Source organism: Catenulispora acidiphila DSM 44928, from assembly GCF_000024025.1.
In the GTDB taxonomy this organism is placed as follows: Bacteria; Actinomycetota; Actinomycetes; order Streptomycetales; family Catenulisporaceae; genus Catenulispora; species Catenulispora acidiphila.
The window spans coordinates 846,769-859,373 of the sequence record NC_013131.1 but is presented as its reverse complement, the minus strand read 5'-3'; the positions used below and the strand labels follow the sequence as shown (position 1 = coordinate 859,373).

9 protein-coding genes are annotated in these 12,605 nt (G+C 68.3%); 6 read left to right on the top strand and 3 right to left on the bottom strand.

Annotated elements, in window-relative coordinates; all coding sequences use genetic code 11:
* Nucleotides 1–146 precede the first annotated feature (146 nt).
* On the bottom strand, nucleotides 147–908 hold the full coding sequence (locus CACI_RS03640) for a helix-turn-helix domain-containing protein (RefSeq protein ID WP_041541088.1): 762 nt from the start codon (nucleotides 906–908) through the stop codon (nucleotides 147–149).
* Nucleotides 909–1,161: 253 nt separating this feature from the next.
* Nucleotides 1,162–1,827: a PAQR family membrane homeostasis protein TrhA gene (gene trhA, locus CACI_RS03635; RefSeq protein ID WP_012784965.1), complete on the bottom strand. Its 666-nt coding sequence runs from the start codon at nucleotides 1,825–1,827 to the stop codon at nucleotides 1,162–1,164.
* Between the two features lie 261 nt (nucleotides 1,828–2,088).
* On the opposite strand from trhA, the gene CACI_RS03630 reads away from it, so the two are divergent.
* The 6 genes from CACI_RS03630 (at nucleotide 2,089) to CACI_RS03605 (ending at nucleotide 10,312) form a co-directional block, all read left to right on the top strand.
* Complete coding sequence (locus CACI_RS03630) at nucleotides 2,089–3,918, top strand: phosphoenolpyruvate carboxykinase (GTP) (RefSeq protein WP_049871464.1); 1,830 nt, start codon at nucleotides 2,089–2,091, stop codon at nucleotides 3,916–3,918.
* Between the two features lie 294 nt (nucleotides 3,919–4,212).
* Nucleotides 4,213–4,986, top strand: coding sequence for an isoprenyl transferase (locus CACI_RS03625; protein ID WP_012784963.1), 774 nt, complete (start codon nucleotides 4,213–4,215; stop codon nucleotides 4,984–4,986).
* A 209-nt stretch (nucleotides 4,987–5,195) separates the two neighbouring features.
* Entirely contained in the window at nucleotides 5,196–6,530 is a 1,335-nt protein-coding gene (locus CACI_RS03620) for a PhoH family protein (protein ID WP_012784962.1), read from the top strand.
* Nucleotides 6,531–6,865: 335 nt separating this feature from the next.
* Complete coding sequence (locus tag CACI_RS03615) at nucleotides 6,866–7,735, top strand: transglycosylase SLT domain-containing protein (RefSeq protein ID WP_012784961.1); 870 nt, start codon at nucleotides 6,866–6,868, stop codon at nucleotides 7,733–7,735.
* A gap of 341 nt (nucleotides 7,736–8,076) precedes the next feature.
* Complete coding sequence (locus CACI_RS03610) at nucleotides 8,077–8,982, top strand: aggregation-promoting factor C-terminal-like domain-containing protein (protein ID WP_223297445.1); 906 nt, start codon at nucleotides 8,077–8,079, stop codon at nucleotides 8,980–8,982.
* A gap of 112 nt (nucleotides 8,983–9,094) precedes the next feature.
* On the top strand, nucleotides 9,095–10,312 hold the full coding sequence (locus tag CACI_RS03605; protein WP_012784959.1) for a low temperature requirement protein A: 1,218 nt from the start codon (nucleotides 9,095–9,097) through the stop codon (nucleotides 10,310–10,312).
* 186 nt (nucleotides 10,313–10,498) lie between these two features.
* On the opposite strand, the gene CACI_RS45025 is transcribed toward CACI_RS03605, so the two are convergent.
* Nucleotides 10,499–11,950: a cell wall-binding repeat-containing protein gene (locus CACI_RS45025; RefSeq protein WP_190276720.1), complete on the bottom strand. Its 1,452-nt coding sequence runs from the start codon at nucleotides 11,948–11,950 to the stop codon at nucleotides 10,499–10,501.
* Nucleotides 11,951–12,605 lie beyond the last annotated feature (655 nt).

Genomic DNA, 12,605 nt, shown 5'->3' with positions numbered 1-12,605 from the left:
TGTGTCCGCTGCCCAACGAGCCGTTCCGAGCGTGGTTACGTGATGACGCGCCGATGCCACCGGTTTGGACGAAGCCGTGCTAATGCGGTCTCGCCGGAGCGCGCGGCACGATACCGTCCGCTAAGCGCACGCCGCTAAGCACGCCACTAAACGCGCGCCGCGTACTCCCGCAAAACCTCGCCGGTTACTTCGTCAGCCGGGAAGAACGTCTCCAGCTGCATGTCCGCGAGCGTCAGATCAGCCGCGGAACCGAAGACGGCGGTGCAGCTGAAGAACGTCAGCACCTGCCCGTCCCGCCGGAACCGGAACGGCAACACGACACCGGCGTACATGTCCGGCTCGGGTTCGGGCTCTGGATGCGGATACGCGACGCACTCCTTGAGCAACGCGGTCAGTTCCGCATCACCTGAAGCCGCCGCGCGTCGGCTCAAGGCGCGCAGCAACCGGTCCCGCGCCTCGCCGTGGTTGACCAGGTGCGGCGCCAGACCTTCCGGATGAAGCGTGAGGCGCACCGTATTGCCGCCGCCTTCCAACAAGTGCGGCGCGACCAGATCGGTGAAGATGCCGACCGTCTTGTTCGCTTCGACGATGTTGGAGTGCTGGTCGTGCATCAGCGCCGGAAACGGCAGATGCCCGGTGAGGACCACGTCGATCGCCCGGCGCACCGCGCTCATCTCCGGGCTCGCGAGCGGGCGCGCCTTGAACTCCGGCGCGTAGCCGGCGGCGACCAGCAGCTTGTTCCGTTCGCGCAGCGGCACTTCGAGCTCGTCGGCCAGGCGCAGCACCATCTCGCGGCTGGGCTTGGCGCGGCCGGTCTCCATGAAGCTCAGGTGGCGCGTGGACACCCCGCTGGCCGAGGACAGGTCGAGCTGGCTGACGTTGCGGGTCCGGCGCCAGGCCCGCAGCATCGCCCCGAATTCGGCGGGGGCGGTCGGCGGCTGCTTCTTGAACTGGGCCGCGGTGGGGTCGGTCGGGACGGTGGTCCGGGGCGCGGCGATGGTCGCGGTGCTCATGACCTCACGATACGGAGCGCGGCGCGACTGTTCGACCGCAAAACACTGGGCGGCCGAGCCGGGAACCGTCCGCCGACGGCACACCGACGCAGCCGCCGGGTAAAAGAGCACCCTTATATAAGGACACGATGGCAGTCCGTGAGCCGCACTACATCGCGGCCAGCGACACCCCGATGAAGTGCAGCGAGAACGCCGCGATCGTCAGCGTGTGGAACACCTCGTGGAACCCGAACCACTTCGGCGACAGGTCCGGCCGCTTCGTGCCGTAGACCAGCGCGCCGATCGAGTACAGCACGCCGCCCACGATCATCATGACCAGGATCGCGACGCCGCCGGAGTGCAGGAACTGCGGCATGAAGAACACCGCGGCCCAGCCCAGCGCCACGTAGCACGGCGTGTAGATCCAGCGCGGCGCCCCGAGCCAGAAGACCCGGAAAGCTATGCCGGCCAACGCGCCGATCCAGACGGTGTACAGCAGCGCGCGCTCGGCGCTCCCGTGCAGCAGCAGCACGGTGAACGGCGTGTAGGTCCCGGCGATGATCAGGAAGATGTTCGCGTGGTCCAGCCGGCGCAGGATCGCCTCGCCGCGCGGACCCCAGGTGCGCCGGTGGTACAGCGCGGAAGTGCCGAACAGCATCACGGCGGAGAAGGCGAACACGGCGGAGGCGATCCGCGCCCGGCCGTTGTCGGCCAGCGCGATCAGCACGATCCCGCCGGCCAGCGCCAGCGGCGCCGCGCACAGGTGCAGCCAGCCGCGCAGCTTCGGCTTCATCGGGGTGACGGCGTTCGATACGGCATTCGTCAGCGCAGTCATAACCGGAGGGTAACTTACGGAAGCGTAAGTTTGGTAGATCTGTCCAGTGTCCGCCAACCACAAAGGCGAAAAACGGTCAGAGCCGGACACTGTGGCGAACCGTATGTGACGAACCAGCCATTGCCGAGTATCCACTATGTGGACTGCGCTGGGTAGACTCCGAAATACCCTCATACATCGACCGGGGCCGCGGACCAGTGCGGATGCGATGCGACCCCGGTGTCTTAGGAGCGCGCCATGACTGACGTGTCCACAAAAACCATGCCCGCGAACAGCCCTGCGGCCATACCGGGGCTCGACGCCGCCCCGACGGGCCACCAGAGGCTGAAGGCCTGGGTCGCGGAGATCGCGAACCTCACCCAGCCCGACGACGTCGTGTGGTGTGACGGCTCGGACGCCGAGTGGGACCGCCTGACCGCCCAGCTGGTCGAGCAGGGCACCTTCACCCGGCTGAACGAGGCCAAGCGCCCGAACAGCTTCCACGCCAAGTCCGACCCGAGCGACGTCGCGCGCGTGGAGGGCCGGACCTTCATCTGCTCGGAAAACGAGTCCGACGCCGGTCCCACCAACAACTGGATGGCTCCGGCCGAGATGAAGGGCATCCTCGGCGGGCTGTTCGCCGGGGCGATGCGCGGCCGCACGATGTACGTCGTGCCGTTCTCGATGGGCCCGATCGGCTCGCCGCTGTCGGCGATCGGCGTGGAGCTGACCGACTCCCCGTACGTGGTGGTCTCGATGCGCGTGATGACCCGGATGGGTCAGAAGGTGCTCGACGAGCTCGGCACGGACGGCGAGTTCGTCAAGGCCGCGCACACCGTCGGCGCCCCGCTGGCGGACGGCGAGGCCGACGTGCCGTGGCCGTGCAACCCCACGAAGTACATCACCCACTTCCCGGAGACCCGCGAGATCTGGTCCTACGGGTCGGGCTACGGCGGCAACGCCCTGCTGGGCAAGAAGTGCTACGCGCTGCGCATCGCCTCGGTGATGGCCCGCGACGAGGGCTGGCTGGCCGAGCACATGCTGATCCTGAAGCTCACCCCGCCCGCCGGCGAGGCCAAGTACGTCGCCGCGGCGTTCCCGAGCGCCTGCGGCAAGACCAACCTGGCGATGCTCACCCCGACCATCCCCGGATGGAAGGTCGAGACCGTCGGCGACGACATCGCGTGGATGCGCTTCGGCGAGGACGGCCGGCTGTACGCGATCAACCCGGAGGCCGGCTTCTTCGGCGTCGCCCCGGGCACCGGCCGCGAGACCAACGCCAACGCGATCGACACCCTCTACGCGAACTCGGTGTTCACCAACGTCGCGCTGACCGACGACGGCGACGTGTGGTGGGAGGGCCTGACCGAGGACAAGCCGGCGCACCTGACCGACTGGAAGGGCCGCGACTGGACCCCGGACAGCGACGAGCCGGCCGCGCACCCGAACGCCCGGTTCTGCGTCCCGGCCGCGCAGTGCCCGACCATCGCCGAGGAGTGGGAGGACACCAAGGGCGTCCCGATCTCGGCGATCCTGTTCGGCGGCCGCCGCGCGACCGCCGTCCCGCTGGTCACCGAGTCCTTCTCCTGGCAGCACGGCGTCTTCCTGGGCGCCAACGTGGCCAGCGAGAAGACCGCCGCCGCCGAGGGCACCGCCGGCGAGCTGCGCCACGACCCGTTCGCGATGCTGCCGTTCTGCGGCTACAACATGGGCGACTACTTCGGCCACTGGCTGCGGATCGGGGAGAAGACCGAGGCGGCGAAGCTGCCGAAGATCTACTACGTCAACTGGTTCCGCAAGGGCGAGGGCGGCAAGTTCCTGTGGCCGGGCTTCGGTGAGAACTCGCGCGTCCTGAAGTGGGTCGTGGACCGCCTGGACGGCGCCGCCGACGGCGTCGAGACCCCGATCGGCGTGCTGCCGGCCAAGGACGCGCTGGACCTGAGCGGTCTGGAGCTGTCCGAGGCGGACCTGGACGTGCTGCTCAGCGTCGACAAGGACGTCTGGAAGCGCGAGGCGGCGCAGATCCCGGCACACTTCGACCGCTTCGGCGACCACCTGCCGGCCGAGCTGACCGCCGAGTACGAGGCGCTGCTGTCCCGCCTCGACAGCTAGGAGCTCTCGACAGCTGGCAGCTGGCAGCTGGCAGCTCACAGCCAGCAGTGAGAACTGACACTCGCATCACACGACAGCGATAACGGCTGGTAATCGCCCGCACACTGTCAAGCACTTTCGCCAGGCCCGTCCCGCAGGGGCGGGCCTGAGCGCGTCAAGACGGGACCGGCGGTCTTCACGAAACCCGCACCCGAAGGTTTGCCGAAGGCCGTGTCGAGACCCGGCGGGACTCCGATAACCTCGTTGCGTCCACCCCCCACCCCCCGTCCCCCGGAAAGGCGCCGTGCTGTGAGCATGCGTGACGTTGCCTACAGCGTGTACGAACGGCGCCTCGCCGCCCGGCTGCACACCGACGTCCAGCGCGGCAAGAAGAAGGTCCCGCGGCACATCGGCGTCATCATGGACGGCAACCGCCGCTGGGCCAAGCAGATGGGCGAGCAGATCGCCACCGGCCACCAGCGCGGGGCGGACAAGATCCACGAGGTCCTGGACTGGGCCGAGGAAGCCGGGGTCGAGACGGTCACGCTGTGGCTGTTCTCCACCGACAACTTCAACCGGCCCGCCGACGAACTCACCGACCTGCTCCGGATCATCGAGGGCTCAGTGCGCTCGCTGGCTGACACCGGCCGTTGGCGGGTCCACCCGCTCGGCGCGCTGGACCTGATGCCGGCCGACTTCGCCCGGCATCTGAAGGAGATCGAGGAGCAGACCCGGGACAACCCGGGCATCCACGTGAACGTCGCCATCGGCTACGGCGGCCGCCGCGAGATCGCCGACGCGGTGCGCTCGCTGCTCGCCGACGCCGCCGCGCGCGGCACCTCCATCGAGGATCTGGTGCAGATGCTCGACGTGGAACACATCACCGAGCACCTGTACACGCAAGGCCAGCAGGACCCGGACCTGATCATAAGGACCTCGGGGGAACAGCGGCTGAGCGGATTCATGCTCTGGCAGAGCGCGCACAGCGAGTTCTATTTCTGCGAGGCCTACTGGCCGGCGTTCCGCAAGGTCGATTTCCTGCGGGCGCTGCGCGACTATGCCAATCGCCACCGCCGTTACGGTACATAGCCGCCGGTCACGGTTCTCGGACCGTGCGCGCATTCTGTTACGTTCTGTTATCACTACAGGTCAGAACCGTGACATGAAGTGCGTCCGCGTTTAGCCCCATCAGGTGACGGGAACTTTCCAGACGTGCCGGTGGAGCAAGGTCGACCTCACACAGATGGCTGTGGCGGGTCTGCTCCCCGGCATTTGTCGCTTCTGGGGAGACAGACACAGTGGCAGCTACCCCTCGCCGCCGCGCCTCCAGCAAGGCCCGGCGCCGCACCTACGTCCTCGACACCAGCGTCCTGCTCGCCGATCCGTCGGCGCTGACCAGGTTCGCCGAACACGAGGTCGTCGTCCCGATCGTGGTCGTGACCGAGCTGGAGGCGAAACGGCACCATCCAGAGCTGGGTTACTTCGCCCGCAACGCGTTGCGGATGCTGGACGAGATGAGGGTCGTCCACGGACGGCTCGACGCACCGATTCCCGTGGGCGAGTCCGGCGGCACGCTGCGCGTCGAGCTCAACCACACCGATCCCGAGGGTCTGCCGCCGGGTTTCCGGCTCGGCGACAACGACTCGCGGATCCTGGCGGTCGCCTGCAACCTCAAGGCCGAGGGCCTGGAGGTGACGCTGGTCAGCAAGGACCTGCCGATGCGGGTCAAGGCCAGCGCCGTGGGTCTGCCCGCGGAGGAGTACCGCGCGGAGATCGCCTTGGAGGCCGCGTCCGGCTGGACCGGCATGGCCGAGATCGAGGTCGCCGCCGAATCGGTGAACGAGCTGTTCTCCTCGGGGCTCATCGACGCCCCCGAGGCCGCGGAACTGCCCTGCCACACCGGCCTGGTGTTGCTCTCCGAGCGCGGCAAGGCCTTGGGACGCGTCACGGCGGACAAGAAGGTGCGCCTGGTGCGCGGCGACCGCGACGTCTTCGGGCTGCACGGCCGCTCGGCCGAACAGCGGGTGGCGCTGGATCTGCTGCTGGATCCGGACATCGGCATCGTCTCGCTCGGCGGCCGGGCCGGGACCGGCAAGTCCGCCCTGGCGCTGTGCGCCGGGCTGGAGTCGGTGATGGAGCGCCGGCTGCACCGCAAGGTCGTCGTGTTCCGGCCGTTATACGCGGTCGGCGGCCAGGAGCTGGGCTATCTGCCCGGTACCGAGAACGAGAAGATGTCGCCGTGGGGACAGGCGGTGTTCGACACCCTGTCCGCGCTGACGTCCCAGGCCGTCATCGACGAAGTGGTCGACCGGGGAATGCTGGAAGTGCTCCCGCTCACGCATATCCGCGGGCGGTCATTGCACGATTCCTTCGTCATCGTCGACGAAGCGCAATCCCTTGAACGCAATGTGCTACTGACGGTTCTGTCCCGGATCGGGACCGGATCGCGTGTCGTTCTCACCCACGATGTGGCGCAGCGTGACAATCTGCGTGTGGGGCGTTACGACGGCATCGTCTCGGTGGTGGAAAAACTCAAGGGGCACCCCCTATTCGCCCATGTAACTCTCAGCAGGAGCGAAAGGTCCCCTATCGCCGCTTTGGTGACAGAGTTGCTGGAGGAACTGGCGGTTTGACTGCGGACCCCCCTCGTGCTGGGGGTATCACGCTGCGTTCACTGTGACGCAGGACACGCCCGATTGAGTTGAAAAGGGACCAAAGGCCCTGCATCGTCGAATGCGTAAGACCCCGCGTCTGGCAATCGCATTCGACGATCCAGGGCCTCACGGCCGCCGGCGCCGGAAGCGAGAACAGGGAGTTTTCCCGGCTCGACTTTCGCACTCGACTGCAATGACTCCGACGAGTCAGCGCAGCATCACTGCCTGCTACCAGGCGTGTGTGTCGAGCCGCAGCGGGGTGAACCCACTTCGGAAGGCTCCCTTTGTTCTCCGTGCGGAATTCTGTGTCCGGTATGCGTATTTCCCGGACGAAGGCCCTGGCCATCACCGGCGCTCTCGCCGTCACCGGCGCCTTCGTCGCCACCGGTGTGGCCGCCCACGCCTCGTCCGCCAAGTCCGACAAGGCCGTCGTCAGCGCCGCCGCGATCTCCACGAAGTCCGACCAGGACGCCGTGGCCCAGCGCGCGGCCGCCGCCGACGCCGCCAACCGCAGCGCGCAGCGCGCCGCCCTGCCCGACACTGCCGCCGCCGCCCAGGCCGCCGCTCAGAAGGCCGCCACCGACAAGGCCGCCGCGGACGCCGCGGCGAAGACGGCCGCTGACAAGGCCGCCGCGGACAAGGCTGCCGCCGACAAGGCCGCTGCCGACGCCGCCACCAAGGCCGCCGCGCAGAAGGCTGCTGCTGAGAAGACCGCCGCGGACAAGGCTGCTGCCGACAAGGCCGCCGCTGCCAAGGCCGCGACCCAGCGGGCTGCCGCCGCGAAGGCCGCCGCCGCGAAGGCTGCCGCCGCCAAGGCCGCCCCCGCGGCTCCTTCTTACGCCAACAACCTGGACGGCTGGATCAAGCAGGCCGTCGCCATCCTGGACGCCAACGGCACCCCGACCTCCTACAACGCCGTCTACCAGGCCGCGATGCACGAGTCCGCGGGCAACCCGAGCGCCGTCAACGGCTGGGACTCCAACGCCGCCAAGGGCACCCCGTCCATCGGTCTGCTCCAGGTGATCCAGCCGACGTTCAACGCCTTCAAGCTCTCGGGCCACGGCAACATCTACAACCCGGTCGACAACATCATCGCCGGCGCCCGGTACGCCGCGGCGACCTACGGTTCGCTGGACAACGTGGTCGCTCAGCGTTGCGGCGGCTCCTGCTGGGTCGGCTACTAAGCCGACAGAAACCGGCACTGACCGGTCACCGTCCCAGACGGTGACCGACACATAACTCAATGCACTGTGATTTTCCCGACCCTCTCCCGGCTTGAGTTCGATCTCACTTCCGGGAGAGGGTCGATTTTTGGAAGACCCCGCGCTCGGGCTCGCGGGACCAAGGTCCTTGACGGATATCGATCCACCGGAGGGTGGATGGGGTGGCGACGGTGCCGCCTGTCCGTTCGCCCATGCGCCGCTCCATGAGGGAGCCGGCCGTCTCTTCCCACACGCCGCGGACGAATCCGCTGCTGTGCGGAAACGGCCGTCGAAAAGGGGTGAGGCACTGCGAAAGGCACCTCTTGTCCAGCCATACCGGCTCTGAGCACGAGCACGACCCCGAGCACAACCCCACCTCGCAGGACCCGAAATCCGGGATCGCGGGCGCCGCGTCCACAGCGGCAAGCAAGACCCTGTCGTTCATGACCGCCAGGCTCCCCACCAAGACCTCCCGAATAGCCGCGGTCGCCGCAGCGGGAACAATGGTCCTGGCAGGCGCGGGCAGCACGTACGCGGTCCACGCGAACGACGTCTCGAATCACAACAAGCAGGTGGCAGCCGCGCAGTTCGCGGCCGAGGAGAAGGCCGCGTCCGACAAGGCGCAGGCCGACGCCGCCGCCAAGGCCGCAGCCGAGAAGGCGGCGGCAGACAAGGCAGCCGCGGACAAGGCGGCAGCGGACGCCGCGGCGAAGGCCGCAGCGGACAAGGCGGCAGCCGATGCCGCCGCCAAGGCCGCCGCGCAGAAGGCGGCAGCCGACAAGGCCGCCGCCGACCAGCGCGCCGCCGCGGCCGCCGCCGCGAACCGCGACCAGCAGCGCCAGCCGCTGCCGAGCGCGACCTCGAGCACTTCGTCGAAACCGACGTCGACGCCGACGCCGACCAAGACACCGACGCAGAAGCCGACGACGCCCAGCGGCTCGTACGGTTCGGCGTACGCGATCGCCCAGTCGATCGTGCCCTCCGGCCAGTTCGCGTGCTTCGCGAACATCGTCGAGCGGGAGTCGGGCTGGAACGTGCACGCGACCAACCCCTCCTCGGGCGCGTACGGCCTCGGGCAGGCGCTGCCGGGCAGCAAGATGGCCTCGGCGGGGTCGGACTGGGAGAACAACCCGACCACCCAGATCAAGTGGGTGCTGTCGTACATGGACTCGCGCTACGGCTCGCCGTGCGGCGCCTGGTCCTTCTGGCAGTCCCACAGCTGGTACTGAGCAGTACCGGAACACGGTTGACCCAGCGCTCGCCGAGCGCTGATGCGGCACGCCCCGTCCCGACGCAGAGCGCTTGCGTCCCGACGGGGCGTCCGTGCTCTTTAATGCAGCTATGGCGTCCACCCCTGTCGTCCTGATCCGGCCGATCCTGCTGCGCGACCCCACCGAACAGGGGCGCACCGCCACCACGCTCGAGCTGTTCTTCGACCTGGTCTTCGTGGTCACGATCAGCACGATCGCCCAGCAGTGGCACCACGCGGTGATCGACGGCCACCTGGAACACGGGATCATCTCCTTCGTCGAGATGATGTTCGGCGTCTGGTGGGCCTGGATGGGTTTCACCTGGTTTGCGAACTTCTTCGACCCCGACGACGTGCCCTACCGCTTGCTGGTCCTGGTCCAGCTCCTGGCGTCCCTCGGCCTCGCCTCGGGAATCCCGTACGTGTTCGAGAGCGACGACTTCCGCATCGTCGTGGGCTGCTACGTCATGATCCGCCTGGTGATGGCGGCGCAATGGCTGCGCGCCAGCCACGCCAATCCCGAACTGCGCCCCTTCTGCAACCGCTGGGCGTACGGAATCCTGGGCGTCCAAGTCGGCTGGGTCGTCTTCGGCTTCGGCATCCGCGACCTGACCCCGCTGCAGACCATCCCGTTCTTCATACTAGGAGCTCTCATCGAGCTGCTGGTCCCGGCGTGGGCAGAGGCAGCGGAGGGAGCACCCCTGCCGCACTCCGAGCACGTCGAGGAACGCTACGGATTGTTCACGATCATCATCCTCGGCGAGATGGTCCTGGTCGCCTCAGAGGCCTTCAACACCGCGCTGTCGGACCACCAGCACCTCGCGACCCTGATGGTCGGCGCGATCAGCGCGGGCGTCCTGGCCTTCTGCCTGTGGTGGCTGTACTTCGGCTTCCTCGGCGAGTTCGACCTGACGCGCGTCCGCATCACCTTCGTCTGGGGCTACGGCCACTACTTCATCTACGGCACCCTCACCGCGATCGGCGGCACCCTGGCAGCCCTGCTGGACCAGGTGGCGCGCGGCGGCGGAGCACTGAGCCACACCGTCATGGCCCTGATGCTGGCGGTCCCGGTAGCCGGATTCCTGACCGCCATGGCCCTGCTCCGCAGGGTCAGCGAATGGTCCGGCGCCTCGCGCTGGCTGGTCGGCGCGGCCGCGGTGCTCCTCGTCGGCACCGGCGCCGGCGCCGCCTGGGGCGCGATGTGGACGCTGCTGTCGGTATGCGTCGCGACCGCCGCCTTCCTGGCTTCGGAGATCGTCACGAAGTGGAAAGCGGCGGTCAGACGCCGGCAAAACCAGGGTGCTGCTTAAGCCAGCGAGTCTTGCGCCTCCAGCATCATGCTGACGCTATTGACGACAGCACCAATACTAACCGGTCCTTGGATCACGGTGCGGGAGGCGCTGGCCTTGACCAGAAGTTGCTCTCTGTGACTCCGGGCTTCGCTAGCCCTGCCTCACTCTCTTATTGCCTCACTGCCTGACTTTCTCACTGCCTCATTACCTCAGCGTCGGCGCCTTCCGGTCGACAGCCTCGCTCCAAGCCCCGGCGCCGAACGCAGCGTCACCCGCCTGAGCCGCAGTCGCCGGAGGTACCGCCGCCACGCCACCGAAAACGGCGAGACCCGTGAGGTGACTGGCAGTCAGCAACGCCGTCTCTTCGGGGGTGAGGCCCGTCGGACCGGCGAGAAGCAACGGACCGTGCTGCACACCCAGAAGTGCGCCGCCGGCCAGCGCGTCCGGCCACATCTCACCGGTGCTGACGCCCGCCATCGTGACCGGGGCGTCTAGGCCGAACAGCTTGCTGTGCGCCACCGCGGACGCGGTCGCGAAGCGATCACGACCCGCCAGCGGGGTGACCAGACCACGCCATGCCGGCAGCGCCGACGCCAGCGCCTCCACCCCTTGCCCGCCGACGCCGTAGATGCTCGCCCTTCTCGGGTCGATCCCACCGAGGTAGGCACGAGTCTCAGCGGGCAGCGAACCGCCGTCGGACAGGACCACGACGCCGCCGGCCAGGTCCTGGGAGGCTGCGGTTCCGGCGGTCAGCGCGTCGGGGAAGTCGGCGCCGGTGGCGACCATGACCGTGTGCGGTCCGTTCGGCGCGATCTCCTTCGCGATCGCGACCGCGGTGCCGTACCGGGTCTGCCCGGCCAGCCGCTGCGGCTGGAATCCCAGCTTGCCCACCGCCTCGTCGATCGAGGAATCAAGCGCCTGCGGCCCGCCGAGTACGTAGACGATCGCGCCCGGAGCCAGAGCTCGCTTCAGCTCGGCAGCGACTCGGGGGTCCAGCCCGCGCGTAGCGGTCAGGAGCAGCGGGCCGCGCTTCTCCGCTGCCAAAGCATTACCGGCGAGCGCGTCAGCAAAGGCATCGTCTCGGCTGAGGACGGCGACGTTCGCCTGCCGGCCACCGGTCCCCGCCGTGTCGTAAGACCACTGCGACGCGGCGATCGCGGTAGCGGTGCGGTCGGCTCCCCCGATGCGATCGAGAATCGGACGTCCAGCCGCAGGCGCCGTCGCCGCCTGCCATGTCGGGCTGAACAAGCCAGCGGAAGGCATGACGGTCTCGCTGGCGACGGTGCGGTCAGCGCCGCCAACGCGCGCGTCGACGACCTGAATGCTGTAGCGATAGTCGCTTCCACTCGCCGGTTCAGCCGCGCGCACCAGCAGCTGCGCTCCGTCCGGAGACCAGGCGGTGACGTCGTCGTTGCCCTCCAGCACGCCCGCATCCGCGATGACCCGCGGCACCAAGACCTGCGAGGCCGGCAACGCCATGACGGCCAGCCCCATCCGACCGCTCGCCCCGGTGACGACGACGCTCAACCGGCTGCCGTCCGGCGAGAACTGCGGATCCACCCCGCCGACAGACAGCTGCCGAGCCGCCCCGGCACCAGGATCCAGCTCATAAAGGCTGGTCGACTGCGACGAGGCCGACGTCGGACACTTCGCCACGAACACCACCCGCCCATCCGGAGCCGCCGTCGCCTCACCGTCATCACACCCCGCAGGCTGCCCCGGCACCTCAGCCCACTGCGTCCCCGCCACCCCCAGCACAACAACCCGACTCGGCGGCGTAGGCAACGTCGCCCCCGGATCCTGCACAGCCAAAGGCGACGACGAATACAGCCGGCTCCCATCCGCCGACCAAGCGAACCCATCCAGCCCGCCAACCGCATCCGGCAACCGCCGAATCACATGCCCACTGGCATCAACAAGCCAGTAAGCCCCATCAAAGCTCCCAATACTGACGACCGCCTCACTGCCATCAGGCGAGTACTTGACCGAAACCACCCGCGCACCAGCAGGCAACCCAGCACCCGACAACGTCACAACCCGCCGGTCGGACCCATCCGCATTCGCAGTAGTCCACCCCCCATTGACACTGTCAACGAACCCAATCCGCCCATCCAACCGACCAGCCGCCGCCCCAGCCTCCCCACCCGCAGCCAAAGAAACCCCACCAACCACCGCCGCCACCGTCGACAGCGCCAAGCACCCACGCACCCCACGACCACCCACAACAACAACCCCCCACATAGACCCAAAGCCCCCACCCCGGCGGCCCACCCACCACTAGCCACGCACGGCGTGAACGTACTGGCCAAAC